Source organism: Vibrio jasicida CAIM 1864 = LMG 25398 (assembly GCF_000400365.1).
GTDB lineage: Bacteria > Pseudomonadota > Gammaproteobacteria > Enterobacterales > Vibrionaceae > Vibrio > Vibrio jasicida.
Window position 1 is genome coordinate 61,294 of the sequence record NZ_BAOG01000093.1, and the last position, 26,098, is coordinate 87,391.

Sequence of the window (26,098 nt, forward strand, 5' to 3'; positions counted from 1 at the left end):
TTTAAGATTCAATCGTTATTTACGACGCCACGTTGTGCCTTCCGGCCCGTCTTCTAGAACGATACCCATTTCAGTCAGCTTGTCACGAGCCATATCTGCGTTAGCCCAGTCTTTTGCTGCACGAGAATCGTTACGTAGCTTAATTAGTGCTTCGATTTCAGCCACTTCATCGTCGTCACCTGCATCACCTTTTAGGAACGCTTCTGGATCTTGGTGAAGAATACCGATCACGTCAGCCAGCTCACGCATTAGCGCACCTAGTTCGCTCGCTTTCTCTAGATTTTCTGTCTTCAGACGGTTTACTTCACGCGCCATGTCAAACAGTACCGAGTAAGCTTCTGGTGTGTTGAAGTCATCGTTCATCGCTGCTGTATAGCGAGTTACGTACTCTTCACCACCGGCTGGCGCAGCATTTAGATCCAGACCACGTAGAGATGTGTATAGACGCTCAAGAGACGCGCGTGCTTGGTTTAGGTTGTCTTCGCTGTAGTTTAGCTGGCTACGGTAGTGACCAGACATTAGGAAGTAACGAACTGTCTCAGCATCGTAATGACCTAGAACGTCACGAATAGTAAAGAAGTTACCTAGAGACTTAGACATCTTCTCACGATCGACCATTACCATGCCGCTGTGCATCCATGTGTTCACGTATTGCGTGTCATGAGCGCAGCATGATTGCGCGATTTCGTTCTCGTGGTGTGGGAACTGAAGGTCAGAACCGCCGCCATGAATATCGAAATGGTTGCCTAGGATTGACGAGTTCATTGCAGAACATTCGATGTGCCAACCTGGACGACCCGCGCCCCATGGCGATTCCCATGTTGGTTCACCTGGTTTAGACATCTTCCAAAGTACGAAGTCTAACGGGCTGCGTTTTGCAGTTTCGATATCAACACGAGCACCAGCTTGAAGCTGATCAAGGTCTTGCTTAGACAGCTTGCCGTATTCGTTGAACTTACCTACTTCAAACATTACGTCGCCATTGTCTGCAACGTAAGCAAAACCACGCTCGATTAGTTTTTCAACCAGCTCGATGATTTCTGCGATAAATTCAGTTGCACGAGGCTCAACGTCCGGACGCTTCATGTTTAGTGCATCAAAGTCCGCATGCATTTCGCCGATTAAACGTTCAGTCAGAGAATCACAAGACTCACCATTTTCTGCCGCACGCTTGATGATTTTGTCATCAATATCAGTGATATTACGTACAAATGTTAGATCGTAACCTAGGTAACGAAGGTAGCGAGACACAACGTCAAAAGAAACAAACGTACGACCGTGACCAATGTGACAGAGATCGTAAATGGTAACTCCACAGACATACATGCCAACTTTGCCGGCTGTAATTGGTTTGAATTCCTCTTTCTGTCTTGTCAGTGTGTTATATATCTTTAACATGATCTCTATCTATGCTTGTGAATGAATTACGAGAACAAGGAGTATATCAACTCCGACCTTATTAGGTAATAGCAATTAACGGATAAAACGATAATCGGCTAAACTTCAAGCACAAAGCGTATATTTTGATGATCCTGAGTTTTCCATGCGTATTAACTTAGGCTAGAATCCCTCTTTGAATACAACATAGTAAAGGAAAGTAGCATGATCACCCTTCACACTAATTTTGGTGACATCAAGATTCAACTAAACGAAGAGAAAGCGCCAGAAACAAGCGCAAACTTCCTTCAGTACTGCCGCGACGGTTTCTACGACAACACACTTTTCCACCGTGTTATTGATGGCTTCATGATCCAAGGTGGCGGTATGGAGTCTGGTCTACGTGAAAAAGCGTCACGTGCACCTATCAAGAACGAAGCAAACAACGGTCTTAGCAACAAAGTGGGTACACTTGCTATGGCACGTACTATGGAGCCGCATTCAGCAAGCTCTCAGTTCTTCATCAACGTAAACAACAACACGTTCCTAGACTTCCGTAGCGAAAGCCTAGATGGTTGGGGTTACTGTGTATTCGGTGAAGTAATCGAAGGCATGGACATCGTAAACAAGATCAAAGGCGTTAGCACTGGTTCTTACGGTATGCACCAAGACGTACCTCTAGAAGACGTAACGATCACTGGTACAACAATCGAAGAGTAATTCATACGAATTACCAAAGAGATAAGTTAGTGGGGAGGCATCGCCTCCCCTTATTTCTATGACGACATTATTTATATCTGATCTTCACCTCGCCCCTTCCCGTCCGGACATTACCGAATGCTTCGAGACTTTTATGCGAACAGAAGCCATCAAGGCTGAAGCCCTGTACGTACTTGGTGACTTATTCGAATTCTGGGTTGGCGATGATGATAACACCCCTTTTGCAGACCAAATCCGTGCGGAATTTAAAACACTAACGGATATGGGCGTCCCTGTTTATTTTATCCAAGGCAACCGAGACTTCTTATTGGGCAAACGCTTTTGTAAGGAAACGGGCATCACATTACTCGACGACGTGTGCACGATTGATCTTTACGGCCAAAAAGCCGTCATTTTGCACGGCGACACCCTTTGCATTGACGACATCAAATACCAAGAGTTTCGCAAGACGGTTCACAAACCTTGGTTACAATGGCTTTTTAATCGTATTCCATGGTTTGTTAAAAAAAGAATTGTCTCTAAAGTTCAATCGAATATTCGCGATGACAAAAAGACTAAGTCTCTCGATATCATGGATGTGAACCAAGGTGAAGTTGAACACGTGCTGTCTCAGAATTGCGTCAACCTGATGATTCATGGACACACTCATCGCCCAAATACACATTTTTTCGAGCTAAATGGTGTTAAAACCACTCGCATTGTCTTAGGTGATTGGTATACACAAGGCTCAGTTTTACAAGTAAATTCTGGTGGTTTTGACCTTCAAACACGGCCGTTTCACACAGAAATGAAGTAAAGCCTGCCAAGCATGTAAAAGATTGACGCTCAAAGCATAGAAATTTTGCAGAAAATCGCTATCATCGTAATACTAAGTTAAACAGAACATAATACCGCATTGAAGTATTCATACGTAGCTCGCCAACCGATTCTGGATAGAGAAAAACGTACCATTGGGTACGAGCTTCTCTTTCGTGACGGTCCGAAAAATACCTTCCCAGAAGTAGAACCTGAGCTGGCTACTAGTCGACTTCTATCTGATCATTTCCTATCAACGCACTACAGCACGCTGGGCGATAAACTTGGCTTTGTTAACTTTCCCTACCAAAGCTTAGTTAACCTTGTACCAACTTTATTCCCAAATGAATCCTTAGTGGTTGAAGTTCTCGAAGACTGTGAACCGACCGATGAGTTGTTGAATGCCATTAAACACCTTCATGCTTCTGGCTATCGCGTAGCGTTAGATGACTTTGTTCCAACCAAAGCTTGGAAACGCTTCTTACCTTACGTCGCTATCATCAAATTCGACATTCGCTTAGTGCCGATAGACAAGGCCGCCATTTATATTCAAGCCCTGTCTCATTTTGATATTGATTTCTTGGCCGAGAAAGTTGAAACCTATGAAGAATTCGAGCAAGCAATGGACGCGGGTTTTAACTATTTTCAAGGGTACTTTTTTAGCAAACCAGAAATGATTCAGAAGAAACGCCTCAATCCAGCGTTTCTAACGGTGATTCAGTTGTGTAAAGAAATTGCCGACAAGCCGATTAACTTTAACGAAGTCGAGCGTTTATTCTCTATCGACGTCACGCTGTCGTACAAGCTTCTGACTTATGTCAATTCTGGCTACACGCTCACCACTAAGATCAAATCTTTCCGTCAAGCATTGGTTTATCTAGGCGAAGAACGTTTAAGACGCTTTATTTCTCTTGTTGCAATTGCTTCGGTACATGAAGACAAGCCTGACTCTCTATACTCATTAGCGATTCAACGTGCACGTATGTGTGAGATTTTGTTGAGCCAAATGAAAACCAAATATGACCCAGGTCAGGCATTTCTTACTGGGATGTTTTCACTGTTAGGCTCTCTCCTCGACCAACCTCTTGAAGATGTCATCAGTGATATACCTGTCGATGAAGAAATTAAACATGCCTTAACTGGGCACAAAGGTGTTTTGGGTTACCTTCTCTCAATGATCATCGCTTACGAGAAAGCAGATTGGGAAATGACAGAGAAATACTGTACCGCCCTAAAACTCACTGAGCCACAATTAGCCAAAGCGTTTAGCCAATCCACGGCTTGGGCTCAAGAACTGCTGTCTCAAACGCCCTAAACGGCTATAATGCCCCAAAGAATACCTGCAACCTCACTTATGTGAGGTTGTTTGTTTTTACCGCTTAATTAATCGAGATTTCATTTTATGGCTTCTTCTTGTCCTTGCGGCTCTAACCGCACCTACCAACAGTGTTGTGAAATTGCCCACAATAACCATGCTGACGTCACCACTCCAGAGCAGTTAATGCGCTCTCGTTACAGTGCGCATGTGTTAGGTCTAGTGGATTACGTGGTGAACACGTACCACCCAAGCTGTAATGCAGAAGAGCAACGTGAATGCATTGCCCAATCCATCGACAGCGATTGGTGCAAGCTTGAGGTAGTAAAAGCCGAAGCGAGTAGCAACGAGAATGAAGGTTTTGTTGAATTCAACGCTTACTTTGACGAAGACGGCAAACGCTACTGCATGACCGAGCGTTCTCGTTTCGTGAAAGAAGATGGGCTTTGGTACTACATTGACGGCACATTTCCAGAAGACGAGAAAGAGCCTGAACAAGATCCTCGCTTAAGCCAACCGGTAAGCAGCCTAAAGGTCGGTCGTAACGATCCGTGTATCTGTGGAAGCGGTAAGAAATTTAAGAAGTGTTGTGGGTAATCGCACCCACGCCTAGCTTATTAAGCCTGCTTTAATGAGATTCCTGATCTCGCCTAGGCTCGTCGGAATGACGTAAAGTGTTCTTCGATTTGAAATAAGTAACGCGGTCTCAAGTACCATTACAAAGTATATCGTCATTCTCAACAGCGAAGCACGAGCATGACTCAGAACCTAATCACCGTGGGTTCTGCTGTCAGGTTTCCCCACCGAATCAACAATATTACATTAAAAAAGCCCCTAGACTCTTGGGTCATAGGGGCTTTCATTTAGCTATCGCAGCTTATTTATGACGCTCTTTCAGTTTGTTCACTACGTCATTCATCGATAAGCCTTGGTCTTGAAGCAATACCATTAAGTGGTAAATCAAATCTGCTGATTCACACACTAACTCCGCCTTATCGCCCGACGTCGCCGCAAGCGCGACTTCAACGCCTTCTTCGCCCACTTTTTGCGAAATACGCTTGGTGCCACGGGCATAAAGACTGGCAGTATAAGAGGAATCTGGGTCGGCACTCTTGCGGGCAGCCAATAGCTGCTCAAGTTGATGAAGCCACACCATTTGTGACTCCTCTTGAGGGTCCACATCCCAGCAAGTTGTGTTACCCAAGTGACACGTAGGACCAATGGGATTCACTTTCACCAGTAGCGTATCGTTGTCACAATCGAGCTGAATGTTCACCAATTGCAATACGTTGCCAGAGGTTTCACCTTTCGTCCAAAGACGTTGCTTGGTACGAGAGAAAAACGTCACTTGACCCGTTTCGCCCGTTCTTGCCAACGCATCTTGGTTCATGTAACCCATCATCAGCACTTGGCTTGATTGGAAATCTTGTACGATGGCAGGTACCAGACCATCCACCTTTTCCCAGTTGATTCGCTCAGCTAGCGAACTTACTTCGGCGGCTTTCACACTCATAGTCGTACCTCAATGCCTTGTTGTTTCAAATACTGCTTTAGTTCACCAATATTGATGACTTGCTTGTGGAATACCGATGCGGCAAGCGCACCATCCACATTTGCTTTTTGGTAGGCTTCTGCGAAATGCTCCATGGCACCTGCACCGCCCGATGCAATCAATGGTACGTTACACACTTCACGCACCATATTAAGTTGTTCAATATCGTAGCCGTTACGCACGCCGTCTTGGTTCATCATGTTCAATACGATTTCACCAGCGCCACGCTTTTGTACTTCTTGCACCCAATCACGTGTTTCCCATTGAGTTGCTTTGGTGCGTTCTTCATCACCAGTAAACTGGTAAACCTGATACTTGCCCGTCTCTTTGTCGTAGTATGAATCGATGCCAACAACGATACATTGAACGCCAAATTTATCAGCTAGGTCAGTAATCAGCTGCGGATTTGCCAATGCAGGTGAGTTGATAGACACCTTGTCTGCACCAAACTCAAGAATGCGCGCTGCATCTTCCGCTGATTTAATACCACCAGCCACACAGAAAGGAATATCAATCACTTCAGCAACGCGAGCGACCCAACTTTTATCTACGACACGACCATCACTTGAAGCGGTAATATCGTAGAACACAAGCTCGTCAGCGCCCTCTTCAGCATAACGCTGTGCCAGAGGAACGATGTCGCCAATGATTTCGTGATTACGGAACTGAACGCCCTTTACCACTTGTCCATCACGAACATCAAGACATGGAATTATTCGCTTTGCCAACATGCAAACGCCTCCTCTGCTGTGAACTTACCATCTAACAATGCACGACCAACAATCACGCCAGCCACACCGCTGCCTTTTAGTGCTTCGATATCCGCTAATGAACCGATGCCGCCTGAAGATTGGAACTGCACTTGTGGGTACTGTTTACATAGGTCGATATAAAGCTCTACGTTTGAGCCTTCTAGCGTACCGTCACGAGAAATGTCAGTACAAAGCACGTGCTGCAAACCTACCGTTAAGTAATCGTTGATCAGAGCTTCGATGGTCACGCCTGAGTCTTCTTGCCAACCAGAGATCGCCACTTTACGCGTGCCATCTTGATCGATGTTGATGTCTAGCGCGAGAACGATTTTCTCTGCGCCGTATTTTTCCATCCAACCTTTCACAAGCTCTTGCTGTTTTACTGCTGTTGAGCCAACGACAACACGCTGCGCACCGGCTTCTAACAGATCAATCACGTCTTGCTCTGTACGCACACCACCACCGATTTGGATGTTCGCTGGTGTGCTTGCTAGTAGCTTTGCAATCAAATCAAGTTGGCGTGCTGTCGTGTCTTTCGCGCCAGTTAAATCCACCAAGTGCAGCCAGTTAGCACCCGCTTGGTGGTACAAGTTGAACTGCTCTGCTGGGTCGACTTTGTACTCGGTTACTTGGCCGTAATCACCTTGATAAAGGCGAACCACCTGTCCTTCAATTAAATCAAGAGCTGGAATAATCACACTAAATCCCTTTTATAATTCTAAGAAGTTTTGAATAAGCTTCGCGCCCGCTTTTGAAGAACGCTCAGGGTGGAATTGTACGCCGTAGTAGTTACCGCTTTGTACTGCTGCTGTGAACGGGTTACCGTATTCACATTGAGCAATCGTGTAATCTCCAACAGGCATTGCAAAGCTGTGCACGAAGTAGAAATACTCTCCTTCTTCAATACCTTTGAAAAGTGGATTACCTGCTTTTGCAGACACTGTATTCCAACCCATATGCGGCAGTGGCAAATCGCCAGTTTGTAGTAGCTTCACTTCGCCATCACAAAGTCCAAGACACTCAACCAACTCATCGGCTTTCTGCCCTTTCTCTTGAGACACTTTGCCCAACAGTTGCATGCCTAAACAGATACCTAACAGCGGCTTTTCTACCTGTTTTACCAAGCTGATCAGATCGCGCTCTTCTAGGTTTTTCATCGCTTCGCTAGCGGTTCCCACGCCCGGTAGGAATAGCTTATCTGCCGACAATACAACTTGCGGATCTTTTGAAATTGTTACGTCATAGCCTAGGCGTTCAATAGCAAACTTCACCGAAGAGACGTTGGCACAGCCAGTATCGATAATGACAACTTTCTGTTCTGTCACTGTTTTTCTCCTTGCTAAGGTTAGCCTTAAAGCACGCCTTTACTACTTGGTAGCTCAGTGCCTTCTACTTTGATTGCTTGGCGCAAAGTACGACCAAACGCTTTAAACAAGCTTTCAATGATGTGGTGATCATTGTTGCCCGCAGAAGACAGGTGCAGCGTACACGCTAATGTGTCAGTCAAAGAGCGGAAGAAGTGAACCACCATCTCTGTTGAAAGATCACCTACTTGCTCACGGCTAAACTGCGCGTCGAACTTGAGGTAAGGACGACCAGATAGGTCTAGTGCACATTGTGCTAAACACTCATCCATTGGAAGACTAAAGCCAAAGCGACCAATACCACGTTTGTCACCCAGTGCTTCTTTCAACGCTTGACCCAACGCAAGAGCGGTATCTTCTACTGTGTGGTGATCATCAATGTGCAGGTCACCTTCCACTTTGCACACCATTTGGAATCCACCGTGCGTCGCGATTTGATCCAGCATGTGGTCAAAGAAGCCAAGACCTGTAGAAATATCGTTACCGCCTTGCTCATCAAGATTAACGAATACTTTGATGTCTGTTTCTTTTGTGGTGCGAACCACTTCAGCAACGCGAGCCTTCACTGTGAGATCTTTGAGGATCTGTTTCCAACCCATGGTTTCTGGGTTGTATTGAATGCCACGAATTGCCATGTTTTCTGCAAGTTGAAGATCGGTTTGACGATCGCCAATCACAACGGAGTTTTGGAAATCAACTTTGCCACCTTGAAGGTAATCTTTTACCAAGCCTAATTTAGGCTTACGGCAAGAGCAGTTATCTTCATCGAAGTGAGGACAAATCAGCACGTCATCAAACTTCACACCCTGAGATTCAAAAATCTCCATCATCATATTGTGTGGAGCATCAAAATCTTCTTGTGGGTAGCTGTCAGTACCTAAACCATCTTGGTTCGTTACCATCACTAGACGGTATCCAGCGTCCTGCAACGACAACAGGCTTGGGATAACAAATGGCTCTAGCTTTAGTTTGTCTAAACGGTCTACTTGAAAATCAATCGGCGGCTCAACAATTAAGGTGCCATCACGATCAATAAAAAGGATTTTTTGTTGTTTGCTCACTCGAGAACTTCCTTATTGCTATTCTTTTGGCGCTCCCGCTATTGAGCGAGAGCGATTAACTTTATCTCTACTTATGCGTAGTAGTTTCTAATAAATCCAAGCGTTTTTTCGCACTCGTCGCGGTTACCCACGCTGATACGCACACAGTCTTCGATTGGCGAGTTACGCAGGATAATCCCCGTATCCCAAGCTGCTTTGAAAACATCATCGCCATCTGGGAATTTCACCAATAGGTAGTTACCCCATCCTTCAAAAACTTCCAAACCCGGAATCATTGAAAGGCCAACTTGCAAGTAAGCACGGTTCGCGTTCAAATCGAGCACTTGGAACTTCGCTCGCGCTAAACCAGCTTCCGAAAGCGCCTGAGTCGCAATTTCTGCCACTGGTACTGGTACTGGATACGGTGCGATAACTTTAAGAAGTACATTAATCAGCTCTTCGTTCGCAAGCGTAAATCCACAACGCAGACCAGCAAGCGCGAAAGCTTTCGACAGAGTACGCAAAATCGCAAGGTTCGGGTATTGCGCCAGTAAGTCTACCGTTGAAGCTTCAGGGCAAAAATCAATGTACGCTTCGTCCATCACCACGATTGCACGGTCTTTTGTCATTTCTAGTAGAGAGACGATGTCTTCACGCTTGACCAAGTTACCTGTTGGGTTGTTTGGTGAACATACGAAAACCAATTTGACGTTATCCAGATTGGCTTCGATGCCTGCAAGGTCTAGTTGCCAATCTGACGTTAGCGGCACGGTTTTACGCTCGACACCAATGGTTTCTGCGCTGATAGCGTACATACCGTAAGTCGGTGGACAGTATAAAATCGCATCTTCACCCGGCTCACAGAATGCACGAATCAGTAATTCAATACCTTCATCTGCACCACGAGAAGTCAGCGTTTGTTCTGGTTTTACACCCGCATAGGCTGCGTAAGCAGAAATCAGTTCTTTAGGCTGACATTCGCTGTAACGATTAAGGCGAGCGAAGTCTGTTTTGTATTCATTGTTAAATGGCGATTCGTTGGCGTTCAGCCATACGTCACCTGTACCACCAATTCGACGAGCCGACATATAAGGGGTAAGTTGTTGGACTTGTTTGCGCGCTAGCTTTTCCATCTCAATATCCTCTTACTTAGCTGCCAGTTTTTCTGTGCGGGTTAGTTTCTCAGTACGGATTGTTACTGCACGTTTGTGCGCATCCAGACCTTCTGCTTCCGCCATCGTTACCACTGTTGGCGCAAGGTTCTTTAGACCATCAGCAGACAGTTCTTGAACCGTCATGCGCTTGGAGAAATCAGCCAAACCTAAGCTTGAATACGTGCGTGTGTAACCGTAAGTAGGAAGAACGTGGTTCGTGCCCGATGCGTAATCACCTGCTGATTCAGGCGACCAATCACCTAGGAAGATAGAACCTGCGTTATCTAATAGAGGTAGAAGCTCACGAGGGTTCTTAGTCTGAACAATTAAGTGCTCAGGACCGTAGTAATTTGAAATCGAAATAGATTGAGTGAGAGACTCAGCAATAATAATCAAGCTTGACGCCAATGCTTGCTCGGCGATCTCCGCACGAGATAGCTCCTTAAGCTGACGTTGAACCGCATCCGTCACTTGATCCGCAATAACAGGAGAAGGCGTAACAAGTACCACTTGAGAGTCAGGACCGTGCTCTGCTTGGCTCAAAAGATCCGCAGCGATAAAGTCTGCATCTGCGGTTTCATCGGCAATCACAAGCACTTCAGATGGGCCAGCAGGCATATCAATCGCAGCACCGCGGAAATCATTGCTAACCTGACGTTTTGCTTCCGTCACATAAGCGTTACCTGGACCAAAGATCTTATCAACTTTAGATACAGTCTCTGTGCCATAAGCCATTGCAGCGACGGCTTGGCCACCACCAACGTTGTACACTTCATCAATGCCGCACAGTTTAGCTACGTACAGAATCTCGTCAGCGATTGGCGGTGGAGAGCAAAGCACCACTTTACGACAACCTGCAATTTTTGCAGGAACACCGAGCATTAGAACAGTCGAAGGCAATGGCGCACTACCGCCAGGAATGTACAAACCCACTTTTTGAATTGGGCGCGTTACCTGCTCACAAAGGACACCCGGCTGAGTTTCTACTTTAATTGGTTGTGGCTTTTGTGCTTTATGAAACTTCGAGATGTTTGCATAAGCTTGCTCAAGCGCGCCTTTCATCTTTTCAGAAAGGCGAGCAGACGCCTCATCGATTTCTTGAGCTGATACACGAATGGATTCCGGCTTCACACGGTCAAACTTCTCAGTCAGCTCCAATAATGCAGCATCACCCTCTTTACGAACTTTTGCGATTACTTCAGAAACCGCAGCAGTGATGTTTGCGCCTTCTGCGATTGCCGGACGTTCTAGAATCGAGTCTTGTTGAGTTTCACTCAGCGATTGCCATACAACTGTTCTCATTGCGATTACTCCATCATTTTTTCAATTGGTAGTACCAGAATTGAGCTCGCACCCAGTTCCTTTAGCTGTTCCATGGTTTCCCAGAACAGGTTTTCAGTACTTACCAAATGAACCGCAACTTTTTGCTTGTCAGCAGATAGAGGCAATACCGTTGGGTCTTCTGCACCCGGTAATAGAGACTTAATTTGCTCAAGCTTCTCAGCAGGCGCATGTAGCATGATGTATTTTGATTCTTTTGCTTGCTGCACGCCTTGCATACGAGTCAATAGCTTATCGATAAGCGCAACTTTATCGGCGTCAAACTCACCTTTGCGTTGAATTAACGTTGCCTTCGACTTAAAGATAACTTCGGCTTCTTTTAGACCATTGGCTTCTAGCGTAGCGCCAGTAGAAACCAAGTCAGCGATAGCATCTGCTAGACCAGCTCGAGGCGCAACTTCTACAGAGCCAGTCAGCATACAAGTTGAGAACGGTACACCCGCTTCATCCATGTAAGCTTTTAGCAGTTGCGGGTACGTGGTTGCGATGCGTTTGCCTGCTAGATCTTGAGGACCGTTATATTCTTCGTCTTTGTCGATTGCGATAGACAAACGGCAGCCGCCAAAATCAAGACGACGAAGCTGAACAAAATCGTAAGGTTCGCCCAAAGCTTTACGGTCTAAACGAACTTCTTCTAATTCATTCTCACCAATAAAACCTAGGTCAACAACACCATCCATAATTAAACCTGGGATGTCATCATCGCGAACTAATAACAAATCAATGGGCATATTTTCAGAATGAACGACCAGACGCTCACCCATTACATTGAATTTCACACCACACTTTTTCAATAGAGCTTGGCTCTCTTTACTTAGGCGGCCTTTTTTCTGAATTGCGATTCTTAAGCGTTGTGTTTGCATTGCTTTATCCCTGTGCCAGATTCGATAATCTAAATATTTTATAAACCAGTAAAACTAAAAAACCCTCGAGAGATTTTGGTCTCCCGAGGGTTTGAAATCTGTTTACACTTTGATTTTCACCTCCGGGAGTATCCTGTCTCCCGGGTATGCGCGCATCTCCCGAAAGACTAAATTGGGTGATGATGGTGATGAATGTTCATTACAAAATTGCGCATACTTATTTCAAGGCTCGTCTTAGTTGCTTTGTTAGTAACCACACTAACCAAGCTGATTCTTTTTTTCAACCCTTAATTTTAAAAAAAATCGAATTGTATAATACAAATAAAAAAGGAGGCCGAAGCCCCCTTTTATTTTATTTTAATTATCAAGCAATTAAGCGTTCTGACATGATGCCATTTTTGACTTAGAAAGCCATGACAAAATTGCGCAAACGATAACAAAAGTAATCGACGCAGCAATGAAAGAGAATACGATAGACGCAGTCATACCAAGAGCGATAAAGCCCACGCATGAAACAAGCGCGACTGATAATGCATAAGGCAACTGAGTCGATACGTGATCAATGTGATTACAACGGGCACCTGTCGACGACAGAATGGTCGTATCAGAGATTGGTGAACAGTGGTCACCGAATACCGCACCTGCCAGTACTGCACTCAACATTGGCAGCATAAGCGCTACGTCTGTTGCACCTGCCATGTCGCCCGCGATAGGGAGCATGATACCAAACGTGCCCCACGACGTACCTGTCGAAAACGCCATTAGGCCAGATAGCAAGAATAGGATGACTGGTAGCCAATGCGGATTAATATTGCCCTGAGCCATAGTCGATAGGTAAGAACCTGTCTTCATGTCACCGATAACAGAGCCGATAGTCCAAGCAAACACAAGGATAAGGATCGCACCAAACATTGACTTCGCACCAATCCAAAGTGTGCGGCCAATTTCCGCCATTGGGATGCCTTGCTTAAGTACAGTAAATAGTGCAACCGCAAGGCCCAGCAAGCTACCGTAAACTAAAGAAGTACCTACATCAGTGTTCTCGAACGCACCAAGGAGCGCAAACTCTTTACCGTCAGCGGCTAGGGCCTGCCCACCGGTGTAAAGCATAGAAGCGATCGTAGCAATGATAAGCGTAACGATAGGGAGAACTAGGTCAGAAACTTTACCCTTCTCGCTTTCACGAATATCTAGCTCTTCGTTTAGTTCATGTGCTTCTTGCGTGTCGTTTTCTTTGTCTTTTTCAAAACCACGGCCCTGAGAGGCTGCAATTTCGTGCTCACGCATTTTACCGATATCAAGACCGAACCACGCTACTGCAAATACCATAAGTAGAGCAAATACAGCATAGAAGTTCATTGGAATAAGACGAACATACGCACCGAGTGCTGAGTATTCAGTGATTCCGTGTGACACCAAGATACCGCCGATGATCGTAATGATGTAAGCACCCCAGCTTGAAGCAGGCATAATCACACACATAGGAGCTGCGGTGGAGTCTAGAATGTACGCCAGTTTAGCGCGAGACACATAGAAACGGTCTGTTACTGGACGAGAAATCGCACCAACAGCAAGACTGTTAAAGTAATCGTCGACAAAAATGAACACGCCTAGGAAGGCAGCAAGAAGTTTAGAGCCACGTTTACTTTTAACTCGTGTTTGCGCCCATTCAGCGAAAGCGCGAGTACCACCAGATAGCGTCAATAGCGCCGTTGTCATACCTAAAAGAATTAGGAAACCGACAATACTCATGTTCCAAGTGTTAAGACCGCCGTCTTCAATAAAGACAGAAGAAACTTGAGAACTCACATAACCTATCGTGTTACCGATAGACCAATCATTAAGCAGAATCGCACCAAGTACGATACCTACACCAAGAGAAACTAATACGCGTCGAGTTAAAATCGCCAGTGTCAAAGCGACAATCGGCGGTAGTAACGAAACAGGAGAATGTGCAAAATCTATTAAATTCATGATCTTCAAAAACCAAAGTTTGGCTAGAGATCTACTGCAGACAAGTCACGTAGCATACGGTACGTGCTCATGTTGAACTTAGCGACAGGGAAGCGAACACTCCACCCAACCCTACAGTAGCGCTCCATAGTTTAATGTAAATATACTATGGCAGTGTTGTTCCTTTCAGAGACAACCCCAGCAAGTGGTTTTGATAGGCCACTTACTTCGGCAATCTTCGCCTTCCACTATTATTCATTGGCATCACCCCAATAATAGCTACTCTTCGAGACTGCACCTCTACGGCAACAACAAATAATTAACCATTAATTGTACAAATTAACAACAAATTATCTGCAATATTGCATCAGGTGACAGCCATTGTACTCATGAAGACCTCCAATGCAACACATCAAACTAAATTAAATGAATAAATAATCGCAATTTTGATTTATAAATAGAATGTGAGCCACCTATAGATTGAGCAACTGCAATCACGACAATGCTGTCTTTTATGAAACTTTATTACTACCATCAATTCTTCATGTTTTGTGTTCTAACAATAAATGAAAGAAATATGACATTCGGTTTTCCCTCTTTTCCTACTTTTCTGTCAGATTGAGAGAAATAGAATTCAACATATAAATAAAGAAACCACTAATCGAGAAAAACGCAGTATCTATAATGAAAAAACTGAGGTTAAACTCAATTAAGAATTCATATCTGTAAATTAATATTGCTTTATTACGAAAAAACCCAAGAAATTTAATCTAAATCATGAATTAGCATTTGCACATATGAGAAAGATAAAGTTAAATATAAGGACTCTATGTTTTATTTCTCGTTTAGCATTTAATTAATCGTATCGATAACTAGTGTTGAACCTTTTAACCTATTAATAGGAATCGTTATGTCAGAGCTGACTAAAACACTTCTAAATATCCGTAGCCTTCGTGCATTCTCTCGTGAGCTGACTCTAGAACAATTGGAAGAAGCTCTAGATAAATTAACTATCGTTGTTGAAGAGCGTAAAGAAGCTGAAGAAGCTGACCGCGCAGCACTTGCTGAGCAAGAAGCAAAACTTGCAGCTATCGCTGAGCAAATCGCTCAAGACGGTATCGACGTTGAAGCACTAATCAGTGCACTATCTGGCGAAACGAAGACTAAAGCGAAAGCTAAACGCGCTCCTCGTCCAGCTAAGTACAAGTACACTGACACTAACGGCGAAGAAAAAACTTGGACGGGTCAAGGTCGTACACCTTCATCAATCCAAGAGCAACTTGATGCAGGTAAATCTCTAGACGATTTCCTAATCTAATAAAAGATTTATGAAATTAAAAAAGGTTCCCAAATGGGAACCTTTTTATTTATCTGTAAATAGATACAAAAATGGCGCATTTGGAATGCGCCATTTTTCGTATGCTAGGAATTACCTAATTCAACGTGATTAATTAACGTTCCCAGTATGCTTCTTCCAAACTATCTTCACGCTCCGGCAGGCCGCGAGAAAGACGTGGAGAGTGTTGAACTAACACTTCATAACTTGCACGGTTTGCGTATTTACAAACTTGAGAGAATGAAGAGTAAGTTAAATACTCATTGCTGTGCTTGCTTGAGTTAGGCACATTTTCTTTGTGGTATTTATTTGCCGCCATATCGTGAAGAACTGCAGACAATGCTGCATCACCTGCGCCATTGGTGTTCTTAATTTTTTCTGGGCCACCCATGTATGGAGAGATATGTGAATATACTTTAATTGCATTCTCGCACGTATCTTTCTTCGCTGGGCGACTAAATTCGAAACGGTTAAATTCAGCAATAGAACCAGGAAGTAATGGCAAAGAAGTTTCACGTTTCGCGCTATCTTCAGTGTAACCAGCCATAAATAGGCCAACAGGGCCAGAAGTACAAAGCACTAGATCAGCCCAATCTAACGTTTTATCCGATGCTGCTAGAGGATCAGATTCGCCCGTTAATGCTTCCGCTTCATCTTCATTCATTGCAACAACAGAAACGTTATCGCGAATAAACTCTTGCCAGAATGTAGGGTCATCTTGAATAACGAATTTGGTACCTAGCGTTAATACAACAGGTACATCGTGTTTCTTCGCGTATTCAATCGCACGCATCGTTGCTTCCGGCATTGGGTCGCCTTCTTTACAACGAACAAGGTATGCAGTCAGTACTAAAGCCGACGCACTCTTGAAAATCTTTTCAGGGATATTGTCTGGGTGAAGTTGGTTCATTTGACCTTCGCTGATAGCGAAAGTACGTTCACCGTCTTCAGTAATAAGAGCAAAACAACGACCAATTGCACCCTCAACACCTTGTAGGTAGTTCAGATCCATGCGGCTTGATGTGTTACATAAGTAACGGTAACCGTAGCTGCCGATTTTGATATCTTGGCTCATTACACCCAGAAGCGTTGAGCGGTCATCTGCCAACACAGAATAATTGTGTAGCGTATTACCAATCGTGCCACCTGCATACTCATTGGTAATTAGGCATTCTTCTTTTAATTGTTGATAAAGCGCTTCTGCTGTTGCGTCATCAATTACCAACGAGTGTCCTTTACTCAAACCGTACTTTTCAATCACATCCGTTGTAACTTTCGCCTCAATATCAACCAGAGTCTGATCAATACCAATGATGTGAGTGCGCGTCATCTTTTTGCTTTCTTGTGCTTGGCTCACCAATGGGTCACGAGCATGAACAGGAAAATAGTGCTTCGATTTGCGTTGTCCAGGAAATTTCATATTGTTAGTCTGAGTAAGGGATGAAAAGGAGAACGGATTCTATACCGCTGACAATAAAGCAGCAATAAAAGCGATTATAGCAAACGTTTGCACCCTGCTTTTTATTTTCTAATGCTCTATTCGCCTTCCATGAAACCCAAATCAGGCAGCTGTTCGAGGTGTTCGGTATAGCGCTTTAGATTGAATTCACCTTCATTTTTCATCACATCGAAAATCTCGATAGACATAGCACACGCCATCATCGCAACCGCATCTTCACGTGGTGTGCCAGTCATCATCAAACGCATTAACGTCTCTTTGACTTTAATAGGGTTACCATCTTCAAGTTGATTCTCTACAATTTCAATCAACTCAGCTTCTTGCATAAATTGGTTTTCTTCAGTCATTTGATTTTTCCTCTTGGATTTTTGCCAACTATGCCATATATAACCCTTCTATACTTATCGAATTTAACGCTCACGTTCGTATTTGGATAAATTTAAGCCAAAATCGAAGTGTGATTTCGATCTCGGATCTGTCACCGGTCTGTGGATTCTGTTAGAATCTGCGTCCCGTTTATTTAAGTGGTGTTTAGTAATGTCTGATAACAGCCAAAAGAAAGTCATCGTCGGTATGTCCGGCGGCGTTGATTCATCTGTTTCTGCGTATCTTCTAAAGCAACAAGGCTACCAAGTAGAAGGCCTGTTCATGAAGAACTGGGAAGAAGATGACAACGAAGAATATTGTACAGCAGCAGAAGACCTTGCTGATGCTCAAGCAGTATGTGACAAGCTGGGCATTCACCTACACACCATCAACTTTGCTGCTGAGTACTGGGATAACGTATTTGAGTACTTCCTTGCAGAATACAAAGCTGGTCGTACACCAAATCCAGACATTCTTTGTAACAAAGAAATCAAGTTCAAAGCATTCCTAGAGTTCGCTGATGAAGTGCTTGATGCAGACTACATTGCAATGGGTCACTACGTACGTCGTTCATTCCCAGAGAACGCTTTATCTGGTGAAGAACAGGAAAAACCACAGATGCTACGTGGTCTCGATGGCAACAAAGATCAAAGCTACTTCCTGTACACATTAAGCAACGAGCAAATTGCACGTAGCCTATTCCCTGTTGGTGACCTAGAGAAGCCAGAAGTTCGCCGCATTGCGGAAGAGCAAGATCTAATCACCGCGAAGAAGAAAGACTCGACGGGTATTTGTTTCATCGGTGAGCGCAAGTTCACTGAGTTCCTCGGTAAATACCTACCTGCGCAACCTGGCAACATTGAAACACCAGAAGGCGAAGTGATTGGTCAACACCAAGGCCTGATGTACCACACGCTTGGTCAGCGTAAAGGTCTTCACATCGGTGGACGTAAAGGCGGCGGCGGTAACGAAGACCCATGGTTCGTTGGCGAGAAAGATCTAAAGCGTAATGTTTTGATTGCGGTACAAGGTAAAGACCACCCGATGCTAAAATCAGAAGGTCTACTTGCATCACAACTTCACTGGGTAGATCGTGAGCCAATTCGCGATGTTATGAAGTGCACAGTGAAAACACGTTACCGTCAGGAAGATATTCCTTGTACAATCATCCCTATCGATGATGAGAACATTAAGGTGATCTTTGACGAACCACAAATTGCCGTGACGCCAGGTCAATCGGCCGTGTTCTACAAAGATGACGTGTGCCTAGGTGGCGGCATCATCGAGCAACGCATTAAATATTCTCAAGCTTAGGAGTCGTTACGTGGCGAATACACTTTATGACCGTACTATCGCTTTCGCAGGCATTTGCCAAGCTGTTGCATTGGTTCAACAGGCAGCGAAAGACGGACATTGTGATCAAGATGCCTTTGAAACGTCAATTAACGCCATTATCAATACAAACCCAGCGAACACTATTGGTGTCTTTGGTCGTGAATCCGACTTAAAGCTGGGTCTTGAGTGCTTAGTGAAAGGGATTGATAGCACCCCGTCAGGGAGTGAAGTTACTCGCTACATCATTAGCCTAATGGCATTAGAGCGCAAGCTAACAGGCCGCAACGATGCAATGTCACAACTTGGTGACCGTATCCAAATGGCTCAGCGTCAAACGGAACATTTTGAATTGCTGGACGATCAAATGATCAGCAACCTAGCAAGCATTTACTTGGATGTTGTTAGCCCTATCGGCCCTCGCATTCAAGTTACCGGTACCCCATCCGTGCTGCAACAAACCTCTAACCAACACAAAGTTCGCGCGTTGTTGTTATCAGGTATCCGTAGTGCAGTACTCTGGCGCCAAGTTGGCGGTAAACGTCGCCACTTAATCTTTGGACGCAAAAAGATGGTCGAGCAAGCACAAATTCTTCTTGCTCGTATGTAATAAGGTAATAAATAAGCAGCTCGCGTTTATCGCGAGCTCATTTTTTTCTACCAAAACAAATCCCGCGCAAACGTTTGCGCAATATTCGTGACAATTGCCACAGTTATTGGTATAAAGCTCACGAAATTTAGAAACCCAATTCAGGAGAACATCATGGAACTGTCAGCATTGACTGCTGTTTCACCAGTAGACGGTCGTTACGGAAGCAAGACAATTGCGTTACGCGAAATTTTCAGTGAGTACGGTCTACTTAAGTACCGTACTATCGTTGAAATCCGCTGGCTACAAAAGCTTGCTGCTACTGCTGAAATTGCAGAAGTGCCAGCGTTTAGCACAGAAGCAAACCAATTCCTAGACGACCTTGCTGCAAACTTCTCTGAAGAAGATGCACGCCGTATCAAAGAGATCGAGCGTACAACTAACCACGACGTTAAAGCGGTTGAGTACTTCCTCAAAGAGAAAGTAGCAGACGTTCCTGAACTGCACGCAGTAAACGAGTTCTTCCACTTTGCATGTACTTCTGAAGACATCAACAACACATCACACGCTCTAATGCTTAAAGAAGCGCGTGAAACTGTGATTCTTCCAGAAATTCGCAACCTAATCGACGCAATCAAAGCGCTTGCTGTTGAATACCGCGACATCCCACTTCTGTCTCGTACACACGGCCAGCCAGCTTCTCCATCTACAATGGGTAAAGAAATGGCAAACGTGGCGTACCGTATGGAGCGTCAATTCAAGCAAATCGAAAACGTTGAGATCCTAGCAAAAATCAACGGTGCAGTAGGTAACTACAACGCACACCTTTCTGCTTACCCAGAGCTAGATTGGCACCAGTTCTCTGAAGAGTTCATCACTGAATCTCTAGGCGTAACTTGGAACCCTTACACAACTCAGATCGAGCCTCACGATTACATCGCAGAACTATTCGATGCGGTTGCACGTTTCAATACAATCCTGATTGATTTCGATCGTGACGTTTGGGGTTACATTGCACTAGGCCACTTCAAGCAAAAAACCATTGCTGGTGAGATCGGTTCTTCAACAATGCCTCACAAAGTTAACCCAATCGACTTTGAAAACTCTGAAGGTAACCTAGGCCTTGCGAACGCAGTGTTCGGTCACCTAGCACAGAAACTGCCTATCTCTCGTTGGCAACGTGACCTTACTGACTCTACGGTTCTACGTAACCTTGGCGTTGGTGTTGGCTACGCAATCATCGCTTACACTTCAACGCTAAAAGGCATCAGCAAGCTAGAAGTAAACCGTGAAGCGCTTCTTGCTGAACTCGACAAGAACTGGGAAGTACTAGCAGAGCCAGTGCAAACAGTAATGCGTCGTTACGGCATCGAGAAGCCATACGAGAAGCTAAAAGAGCTGACTCGAGGTAAACGTGTAGACGGCGAAGCAATGCGTAACTTCATTGACGGTCTTGAGCTTCCTGAGCACGAGAAAGCACGCCTGAAAGAGATGACACCAGCGAACTATATCGGTCAAGCAATCGAGCTGACAGACAAGCTGTAAGATTCGGAATTCCAAAAATCGTGAGGGTTGACGTGAAAGCGTCAACCCTTTCTTTATTTTAGGGGTAACAGGCTTCGCCCTACAGAACGCTACGCTTAGGGATAAGGGATAAGGGATAAGACTCGATTATATCCATTCAAAAGGCATCTTTGCCAACACATCCCAAACTTAACTTCCATTTACTGGAATAATAGCGCCCTACTCTCGACTCCCAGAACGAAGCGATCCCAAATCTCGAAGCGCAGCGTTCCTAACTGTTTTATTGCCTCTGGAAGAAAAGAGTAATCGTCCCTACCTCGACCCCGAACTTCTTAATCTTGGTGAGATTAAACACGTGCATTTCATCTTGGCGGTAAAGCCAGTCATCGAACGATACCGTGATAGTTGAATCATCCATTTTCAACTCGAAGTCATATTGCCATTGCAGCGCATTACCCATCTCTTTACCGGTCGCTACACCAATAATGTCGTCCGCTTTCCCTTGATAAGTACCATCTTCGAGTCTGGTAATAACCCATATACGCTGGTCAAGCTCGCCATCATCAAAGACAAAATCTTCCACCAGTGTTAGCTCATTGCCTTTCACTGTACCGACGATGTCAACCTCGAAGCGACGCGTTTGCTTATCGGTGTAATCCTGCACCATTCCCCATGCTTTGACATCACCTTCGAAATAGCCGAACAAATCGAAGGCTGGAGTAGCGGGTTGGTAATTGTCGATATCAGCAGAACACGCGCCAAGCAGTGTTACCGCTGCGACAATCGAAGTTTTTAAGATACGCTTTAGTACTTTCACTACCTTACCTGCCCAATAAGTTGTTTACGAAGTTTAGGAAATTCAGTTTTTGGTGATAACCAAATGGATAGAAACGCATCATTGAGTCGCTCATCCTTAACATAACCAACTATCTGATAAGGCTTGCTGCCCGCTTGTCGATAGATAAGTCGCCCTGTTTTTCCATCAGTGAGGTAGGTAAGCTCATCGCCTTTTTTGATGTTAGGGAACATGGTGTCAAATTTAGAGATCCAAGCCTGACGGTAAGCTTGCGTGAAACCAAGCTTTTGCCATTGTTCATCCGTCACATCAAGAAGTTGCTGCTTGCTAATGTCTCTTTGATAATTAATTTCAAGCGCAAATGGGTGAGGAGAAACGTCATTAGAGACGAGGTACTGTCCGTCTGGCGCTTTCAAGGTTGACTTATAAACATCAAAAACGAACCAAGTAAGTTGTGCTTCTCCAACCGTTTGCCACTGCTGCCACATAGGTAAAGCGCTTGTTCCTGTAATCGTCTGAGCTTGTGAAGGCATCACAAAAAGTAAAGCCGTCATCAACCAATTGTTAGTCAGGTTCTGTTTCCAATTTCTCTTCAAGCTTTTCATTTCCGTATACCCTGAGTATCAAAAGCATTACTAAACACCATTCGACAAATAAAATTGCGAGGGTAATGCTTGTGTTGAATCCAAATTCAACGGCTTGGAGCTTGTAACCAGCAAAGTAGCTCGCTGTTCCTCCGATACCGCCTACTACTGATACGTAGTTTTTTGGGAAACGGTACAAAATTGACTTGAGTTGGTAGGCATACCAAGAAAATAAAACCCACAAGCAGACAAGCCACATGGGCAACCAAACAGTTGGGAATAGTAGGACAGACAGTTGCTTGTTGAGAGTGTCAAGTACCAAGCCCATGAACACGACTATGGCAACACTTTTGAGAGCGAAGGGCTCGACTCTCCAACAATACACCAACGTTAGTAACGTAAGCACTAACGTCAGCCATTGCCATTGATAGGTTCCAAGCACGGCGGCGAACCAGCAGAGTTGGAACCATGTTGATGTAATAAACAGTCTCATAAAGGGTTACGGACGTTGAAAGGTCATATGCACAGCACTGATGGTTCGAGCTAAAAAGCCCCCTTCACAATAGCTCAAGTAGTAGCGCCACATTCGTACAAATCGGTCATCGTAGCCAAAGCTTCTGACTTCATGCTCTGCTTGATTGAATCGGAAATGCCATTCATTAAGCGTTTTCGCATAATCTAGACCGATATCGAACAAATCTCGAGTCACCAAGTCACTGTGCTTGGTTGTCGCTTGTGTTAACGATGTTACCGAAGGTAGAAAGCCCCCAGGGAAAATGTACTTTTGAATAAAATCGACGTTGTTGCTGTAGTAATCGTAACGCTGGTCAGCAATAGTTATCGCTTGAATGGCCATCAAACCACCTGACTTCAGCAAAGATTCACATTTCTTAATGTACGACGGCAAGAACTGTTTACCGACCGCTTCGATCATTTCAATAGAAACCAGCTTATCGTACGTTCCGGTTAAGTTTCTATAATCTTCTTTCAGCAGCGTTACTTTGTCTGTTAAGCCACGCTCTTTGATTTTCTGCTCAGCGTAAGCGTGTTGCTCTTCAGAGATGGTTGTCGTCGTGACTTTACAACCGTATTGCTCAGCCATGTAGATCGCCATAGCGCCCCACCCTGTGCCAATCTCGATAACATGATCGCTAGGTTTGAGTTCGAGCTGTTGGCACAAACGATCCATCTTATTGATTTGTGCCTGTTCCAATGAGTCGCTCTCTTGGTTATACAGTGCTGATGAATACAGCATGTTGGTGTCAAGAAACGCTTCATAGAGGTTATTACCCAAATCGTAATGTGCGTGTATATTCTTGCGCGAATTCTCTTGAGAGTTTCGGTTTGTCCAGTGACTAAATTTATACAATATCTTAGTCAACCAACTGCCTTGCTCTTCAAGTCTATCGAGGGCTCGCATGTTGAGCGCCATTAGCTTCATCAGTGCAGTCAAATCTGGGCTATCCCACCAGCCGTCCATGTAAGCTTCACCCGCTGCAATGCTCCCGCCTTGCAAAATGCGGGAGTAAAAACCAGGATGCTTCACCTCTATCGTTGCGACGACGGGCGAACCTTTGTAATCACCATTTGGTGTAGAAAATCTCTCACTGCGCTCGGTTGTTTCTGTCTTAAAGCTTTCAATCACAGTTAAGCAGCCGATTTCCATTTTCTGTAGACACTGAAAAAGAACCCCACGAGCCGCTTTTTGTGTCGTCGTCAATTCTCGCGGCATCGCCATAGAAGTCGTATTTAACATGCAGAGTTCTCCTTATGCTTATTATTTTTCTCGTCTTCACTCACTTGCTCAGGTACAGCTGTGTCTGGTTGAGCATACTTAGGGTGTGAGTAAAAAGGCGCGCCTTTAATCCAGAGTTTTAGTGCGTGCCAATAAATGCCAACCATTACTTTTACCGTTTGAATCGGTGTAACGATCAAGCACTTAAGTAAGCTTTTACTCAAAAAAGGTTGCCCTTTCATCGCCATCGTCGCGTCAAAGTGTTTTTCGCCTTTGTGACACTCGAGATGGATATTAAGTTTGTCGGTCAACGGTTTTATCTTCCAATGGTAACGCTGGTCGATAGGGTTAAATGGCGAGACGTGAAATGCTTTGTCTTGTTCCCAACCAAAGTGTTCATCATCCTTATCCGCAGCAACCGCGTAATAATGGCATTCATTCCAAGGGGTATTGCTCACTTCTGCGAGAAGGTACTGCCATTCGCCTTTATCATCGTAAACGTAGTAAAAGTTCACAGGGCTAAAATAAAGACCGAGATAGCGCAAGTGGCAAACAGCAATAACTTTCCCCGAACAACGAACACCGGTTAATGTTTCAACTTTGTTTTGTACTGCTGATTTAATGCAACCTTCACCAATGTAATCGCTGCGCTTGAAACGAGCCCAGTGCCACCAACGTGAACCAAAGCCCCATACATTCTTCTCTAACTCGACAAGCTCATCGACATCAATCGCAGGCATGAACAGAGAGTAGTTCAGTTCATGCTTAACTGGGGTAAATCGGCGATGACGAACATTGCCAATAAATAGTCTGCTGTTCATCTCGCTCCCCATATCATGCCGCGCCTTTTTCAAAAGGAACCACATTTTGAGCGCGGTACTTTTCTTCCAAGCCTTTCACTACGTCAAGTGCACTACGTACACCATCTTCATGGAATCCGTTGTACCAATAAGCGCCACAGAACCAAGAGCTTTGCTTTCCTTGTATCTCATCTTTGCGCTGCTGCGCTGCTATCGACTCCGTGGTAAACACAGGGTGATGATAAGTGAATGAGCGTAGAATCTTGTTTGGGTTGATTTGATTGCTACTGTTCAACGTTACGCAAAACGTATGCTCTGATTGAACGTGCTGAAGAATGTTCATGTTATAAGTCAGCGAAGGTAGACGTTGCTGCTCGCCGTCACTGCCATCCAACAAATAGTTCCATGCCGCCCACGCCGCTTTGCGTTTTGGCAACAAACTAGTGTCCGTGTGTAAAACCACTTCATTCGCTTGATAAGTCATATTGCCCAAAATATCTTGTTCTAGAGGCGAGATTTCATTGAGCATTTTCATCGCTTGATCACTGTGACAGGCGAAGATAACGTCATCAAACCAATACGTCTCGCCATGTACATGAACACCCACACCGTTGTCACTTCTAACGACTTTCTCAACCGGGCTATTGAGTCGAATTTTATCTGCAAAGCCTTTGGTCAGTGGTGGGATGTAAGCGCGCGAACCCCCTTTTATTACATACCATTGCGGTCGGTTCGTCACATCTAACAAACCGTGGTTTAAGAAGAAACGTAAGAAGAACATGAGTGGAAACGCACGCATGTCCGCTAACGTCGACGACCAAATCGCAGCACCCATCGGCAATATATAATTGTCAGAAAAGAAAGGACTGAATTTGTGCTCGTCAAGAAACTCGCCCAGCGTCTGTGAATCTGTTGATTGCTCATTGGCAAAACGTTTTGCCAGCTTGTTGAAGCGAAGAATTTCGAAAATGAAACGATAAAATTTGGGGTTTGCCCAGTTACGCTTTTGCGCAAACAGCGTTGAAACCGTATGGCCGTTATACTCTAACCCGTTGCTGTCATTTCGTACGCTGAAACTCATTTGTGTTGGTAACCCTTCCACACCTATCTCGTTCATCATTTGGATGAAATTAGGGTAAGTACGGTCGTTGTAAACGATAAACCCAGTATCAATAGCGTAGTCTTTGCCAGCAACGTTCACATCGACAGTGGCGGTGTGTCCACCAATGTAGTCGTTGGCCTCAAATAACGTCACGTCATGTTCTTTGTGTAAGTAGTAACCGCAAGTCAGGCCAGAAATACCCGTTCCAATAATCGCGACTTTTTTTCTTCCTACCGTGTTCATGCTTCT

General features: G+C 44.6%; 26 protein-coding genes, 1 riboswitch and 1 other annotated feature. Of the genes, 8 read left to right on the plus strand and 18 right to left on the minus strand.

The window, feature by feature from the left end; translation table 11 throughout:
- Positions 1–15: 15 nt before the first annotated feature.
- On the minus strand, positions 16–1,398 hold the full coding sequence (gene cysS / locus VJL_RS21795; protein WP_038867137.1) for a cysteine--tRNA ligase: 1,383 nt from the start codon (positions 1,396–1,398) through the stop codon (positions 16–18).
- A gap of 204 nt (positions 1,399–1,602) precedes the next feature.
- Here cysS and VJL_RS21800 point away from each other — a divergent pair, with 204 nt between their 5' ends.
- The 4 genes from VJL_RS21800 (at position 1,603) to VJL_RS21815 (ending at position 4,804) form a co-directional block, all read left to right on the plus strand.
- Complete coding sequence (locus VJL_RS21800; RefSeq protein ID WP_038867134.1) at positions 1,603–2,097, plus strand: peptidylprolyl isomerase; 495 nt, start codon at positions 1,603–1,605, stop codon at positions 2,095–2,097.
- Between the two features lie 58 nt (positions 2,098–2,155).
- Positions 2,156–2,893: a UDP-2,3-diacylglucosamine diphosphatase gene (gene lpxH, locus VJL_RS21805; RefSeq protein WP_038881441.1), complete on the plus strand. Its 738-nt coding sequence runs from the start codon at positions 2,156–2,158 to the stop codon at positions 2,891–2,893.
- A 99-nt stretch (positions 2,894–2,992) separates the two neighbouring features.
- The gene (locus tag VJL_RS21810; RefSeq protein ID WP_038867130.1) at positions 2,993–4,207 is read left to right on the plus strand and encodes an EAL and HDOD domain-containing protein; all 1,215 of its coding nucleotides are present in this window, start codon (positions 2,993–2,995) and stop codon (positions 4,205–4,207) included.
- Between the two features lie 87 nt (positions 4,208–4,294).
- Entirely contained in the window at positions 4,295–4,804 is a 510-nt protein-coding gene (locus VJL_RS21815) for a YchJ family protein (RefSeq protein WP_038881443.1), read from the plus strand.
- Positions 4,805–5,084: 280 nt separating this feature from the next.
- On the opposite strand, the gene hisIE is transcribed toward VJL_RS21815, so the two are convergent.
- The 9 genes from hisIE to tet(35) all read right to left on the minus strand — a co-directional run bounded on the left by hisIE (position 5,085) and on the right by tet(35) (position 14,247).
- Positions 5,085–5,720, minus strand: coding sequence for a bifunctional phosphoribosyl-AMP cyclohydrolase/phosphoribosyl-ATP diphosphatase HisIE (hisIE, locus tag VJL_RS21820; RefSeq protein WP_038867126.1), 636 nt, complete (start codon positions 5,718–5,720; stop codon positions 5,085–5,087).
- The gene (gene hisF, locus VJL_RS21825) at positions 5,717–6,490 is read right to left on the minus strand and encodes an imidazole glycerol phosphate synthase subunit HisF (protein ID WP_004749837.1); all 774 of its coding nucleotides are present in this window, start codon (positions 6,488–6,490) and stop codon (positions 5,717–5,719) included. Before hisF ends, hisIE begins: the two co-directional genes overlap by 4 nt.
- The gene (gene hisA, locus VJL_RS21830) at positions 6,472–7,209 is read right to left on the minus strand and encodes a 1-(5-phosphoribosyl)-5-[(5-phosphoribosylamino)methylideneamino]imidazole-4-carboxamide isomerase (RefSeq protein WP_038881445.1); all 738 of its coding nucleotides are present in this window, start codon (positions 7,207–7,209) and stop codon (positions 6,472–6,474) included. The genes hisF and hisA overlap by 19 nt, the downstream gene beginning before the upstream one ends.
- Positions 7,210–7,221: 12 nt before the next feature.
- Positions 7,222–7,836: an imidazole glycerol phosphate synthase subunit HisH gene (gene hisH, locus VJL_RS21835; protein ID WP_038867122.1), complete on the minus strand. Its 615-nt coding sequence runs from the start codon at positions 7,834–7,836 to the stop codon at positions 7,222–7,224.
- A gap of 26 nt (positions 7,837–7,862) precedes the next feature.
- Positions 7,863–8,936: a bifunctional histidinol-phosphatase/imidazoleglycerol-phosphate dehydratase HisB gene (gene hisB / locus VJL_RS21840; protein ID WP_038881446.1), complete on the minus strand. Its 1,074-nt coding sequence runs from the start codon at positions 8,934–8,936 to the stop codon at positions 7,863–7,865.
- A 71-nt stretch (positions 8,937–9,007) separates the two neighbouring features.
- Positions 9,008–10,048, minus strand: a complete 1,041-nt coding sequence (hisC, locus tag VJL_RS21845; RefSeq protein WP_038881448.1) for a histidinol-phosphate transaminase — start codon at positions 10,046–10,048, stop codon at positions 9,008–9,010.
- Positions 10,049–10,060: 12 nt separating this feature from the next.
- A complete protein-coding gene (gene hisD, locus VJL_RS21850; protein WP_038881450.1) occupies positions 10,061–11,371 on the minus strand; it encodes a histidinol dehydrogenase in 1,311 nt (436 codons plus the stop codon).
- 5 nt (positions 11,372–11,376) lie between these two features.
- Positions 11,377–12,273, minus strand: a complete 897-nt coding sequence (gene hisG, locus VJL_RS21855; protein WP_038867112.1) for an ATP phosphoribosyltransferase — start codon at positions 12,271–12,273, stop codon at positions 11,377–11,379.
- 53 nt (positions 12,274–12,326) lie between these two features.
- Positions 12,327–12,465, minus strand: a sequence feature (His leader region).
- A gap of 180 nt (positions 12,466–12,645) precedes the next feature.
- A complete protein-coding gene (gene tet(35) / locus VJL_RS21860) occupies positions 12,646–14,247 on the minus strand; it encodes a tetracycline efflux Na+/H+ antiporter family transporter Tet(35) (protein WP_038881452.1) in 1,602 nt (533 codons plus the stop codon).
- A gap of 109 nt (positions 14,248–14,356) precedes the next feature.
- Positions 14,357–14,537: riboswitch (Lysine riboswitch) on the minus strand.
- 599 nt (positions 14,538–15,136) lie between these two features.
- Here tet(35) and VJL_RS21865 point away from each other — a divergent pair.
- Positions 15,137–15,544 carry an H-NS family histone-like protein gene (locus tag VJL_RS21865; protein ID WP_038867108.1) on the plus strand — a complete coding sequence of 136 codons (408 nt, stop codon included), beginning with the start codon at positions 15,137–15,139 and terminating at the stop codon, positions 15,542–15,544.
- Between the two features lie 133 nt (positions 15,545–15,677).
- Here VJL_RS21865 and VJL_RS21870 read toward each other — a convergent pair whose 3' ends face one another.
- Together VJL_RS21870 and VJL_RS21875 are read right to left on the minus strand one after the other, a co-directional pair.
- Complete coding sequence (locus VJL_RS21870; protein WP_038881454.1) at positions 15,678–16,982, minus strand: inosine/guanosine kinase; 1,305 nt, start codon at positions 16,980–16,982, stop codon at positions 15,678–15,680.
- A 116-nt stretch (positions 16,983–17,098) separates the two neighbouring features.
- The gene (locus VJL_RS21875; RefSeq protein WP_038867102.1) at positions 17,099–17,368 is read right to left on the minus strand and encodes a hypothetical protein; all 270 of its coding nucleotides are present in this window, start codon (positions 17,366–17,368) and stop codon (positions 17,099–17,101) included.
- Positions 17,369–17,558: 190 nt separating this feature from the next.
- On the opposite strand from VJL_RS21875, the gene mnmA reads away from it, so the two are divergent.
- The 3 genes from mnmA (at position 17,559) to purB (ending at position 20,853) form a co-directional block, all read left to right on the plus strand.
- Positions 17,559–18,701, plus strand: coding sequence for a tRNA 2-thiouridine(34) synthase MnmA (gene mnmA / locus VJL_RS21880; RefSeq protein ID WP_038867100.1), 1,143 nt, complete (start codon positions 17,559–17,561; stop codon positions 18,699–18,701).
- Positions 18,702–18,711: 10 nt separating this feature from the next.
- Positions 18,712–19,329 carry a high frequency lysogenization protein HflD gene (gene hflD / locus VJL_RS21885; protein WP_038867098.1) on the plus strand — a complete coding sequence of 206 codons (618 nt, stop codon included), beginning with the start codon at positions 18,712–18,714 and terminating at the stop codon, positions 19,327–19,329.
- A gap of 153 nt (positions 19,330–19,482) precedes the next feature.
- Complete coding sequence (gene purB / locus VJL_RS21890) at positions 19,483–20,853, plus strand: adenylosuccinate lyase (protein ID WP_038867096.1); 1,371 nt, start codon at positions 19,483–19,485, stop codon at positions 20,851–20,853.
- Positions 20,854–21,112: 259 nt separating this feature from the next.
- Here purB and VJL_RS21895 read toward each other — a convergent pair whose 3' ends face one another.
- The 6 genes from VJL_RS21895 to VJL_RS21920 are packed head-to-tail and all read right to left on the minus strand — an operon-like array spanning position 21,113 to position 26,092.
- Positions 21,113–21,649, minus strand: a complete 537-nt coding sequence (locus VJL_RS21895) for a DUF3833 domain-containing protein (protein ID WP_373408442.1) — start codon at positions 21,647–21,649, stop codon at positions 21,113–21,115.
- On the minus strand, positions 21,649–22,233 hold the full coding sequence (locus VJL_RS21900) for a chalcone isomerase family protein (RefSeq protein WP_038867083.1): 585 nt from the start codon (positions 22,231–22,233) through the stop codon (positions 21,649–21,651). The genes VJL_RS21895 and VJL_RS21900 overlap by 1 nt, the downstream gene beginning before the upstream one ends.
- Entirely contained in the window at positions 22,193–22,705 is a 513-nt protein-coding gene (locus VJL_RS21905) for a DUF2878 domain-containing protein (RefSeq protein ID WP_038867080.1), read from the minus strand. The genes VJL_RS21900 and VJL_RS21905 overlap by 41 nt, the downstream gene beginning before the upstream one ends.
- A gap of 6 nt (positions 22,706–22,711) precedes the next feature.
- Positions 22,712–23,968, minus strand: coding sequence for an SAM-dependent methyltransferase (locus VJL_RS21910; protein ID WP_038867078.1), 1,257 nt, complete (start codon positions 23,966–23,968; stop codon positions 22,712–22,714).
- The gene (locus VJL_RS21915) at positions 23,962–24,780 is read right to left on the minus strand and encodes a DUF1365 domain-containing protein (protein ID WP_038867076.1); all 819 of its coding nucleotides are present in this window, start codon (positions 24,778–24,780) and stop codon (positions 23,962–23,964) included. The genes VJL_RS21910 and VJL_RS21915 overlap by 7 nt, the downstream gene beginning before the upstream one ends.
- Position 24,781: 1 nt before the next feature.
- A complete protein-coding gene (locus VJL_RS21920) occupies positions 24,782–26,092 on the minus strand; it encodes an NAD(P)/FAD-dependent oxidoreductase (RefSeq protein ID WP_038867075.1) in 1,311 nt (436 codons plus the stop codon).
- Between the last annotated feature and the right edge of the window lie 6 nt (positions 26,093–26,098).

Bases quoted from the DNA above. Each gene is read 5' to 3' on its own strand.
- VJL_RS21865 (WP_038867108.1), top strand. From the start codon at position 15,137: ATGTCAGAGCTGACTAAAACACTTCTAAATATCCGTAGCCTTCGTGCA.
- cysS (WP_038867137.1), bottom strand. From the start codon at position 1,398: ATGTTAAAGATATATAACACACTGACAAGACAGAAAGAGGAATTCAAA.
- hisIE (WP_038867126.1), bottom strand. From the start codon at position 5,720: ATGAGTGTGAAAGCCGCCGAAGTAAGTTCGCTAGCTGAGCGAATCAAC.
- hisD (WP_038881450.1), bottom strand. From the start codon at position 11,371: ATGAGAACAGTTGTATGGCAATCGCTGAGTGAAACTCAACAAGACTCG.
- VJL_RS21920 (WP_038867075.1), bottom strand. From the start codon at position 26,092: ATGAACACGGTAGGAAGAAAAAAAGTCGCGATTATTGGAACGGGTATT.
- purB (WP_038867096.1), top strand. From the start codon at position 19,483: ATGGAACTGTCAGCATTGACTGCTGTTTCACCAGTAGACGGTCGTTAC.
- VJL_RS21800 (WP_038867134.1), top strand. From the start codon at position 1,603: ATGATCACCCTTCACACTAATTTTGGTGACATCAAGATTCAACTAAAC.
- VJL_RS21905 (WP_038867080.1), bottom strand. From the start codon at position 22,705: ATGAGACTGTTTATTACATCAACATGGTTCCAACTCTGCTGGTTCGCC.
- VJL_RS21915 (WP_038867076.1), bottom strand. From the start codon at position 24,780: ATGGGGAGCGAGATGAACAGCAGACTATTTATTGGCAATGTTCGTCAT.
- hisG (WP_038867112.1), bottom strand. From the start codon at position 12,273: ATGCAAACACAACGCTTAAGAATCGCAATTCAGAAAAAAGGCCGCCTA.
- VJL_RS21900 (WP_038867083.1), bottom strand. From the start codon at position 22,233: ATGAAAAGCTTGAAGAGAAATTGGAAACAGAACCTGACTAACAATTGG.
- hisF (WP_004749837.1), bottom strand. From the start codon at position 6,490: ATGTTGGCAAAGCGAATAATTCCATGTCTTGATGTTCGTGATGGACAA.
- VJL_RS21870 (WP_038881454.1), bottom strand. From the start codon at position 16,982: ATGAAATTTCCTGGACAACGCAAATCGAAGCACTATTTTCCTGTTCAT.
- mnmA (WP_038867100.1), top strand. From the start codon at position 17,559: ATGTCTGATAACAGCCAAAAGAAAGTCATCGTCGGTATGTCCGGCGGC.
- VJL_RS21910 (WP_038867078.1), bottom strand. From the start codon at position 23,968: ATGTTAAATACGACTTCTATGGCGATGCCGCGAGAATTGACGACGACA.
- lpxH (WP_038881441.1), top strand. From the start codon at position 2,156: ATGACGACATTATTTATATCTGATCTTCACCTCGCCCCTTCCCGTCCG.
- hisC (WP_038881448.1), bottom strand. From the start codon at position 10,048: ATGGAAAAGCTAGCGCGCAAACAAGTCCAACAACTTACCCCTTATATG.
- VJL_RS21815 (WP_038881443.1), top strand. From the start codon at position 4,295: ATGGCTTCTTCTTGTCCTTGCGGCTCTAACCGCACCTACCAACAGTGT.
- VJL_RS21875 (WP_038867102.1), bottom strand. From the start codon at position 17,368: ATGACTGAAGAAAACCAATTTATGCAAGAAGCTGAGTTGATTGAAATT.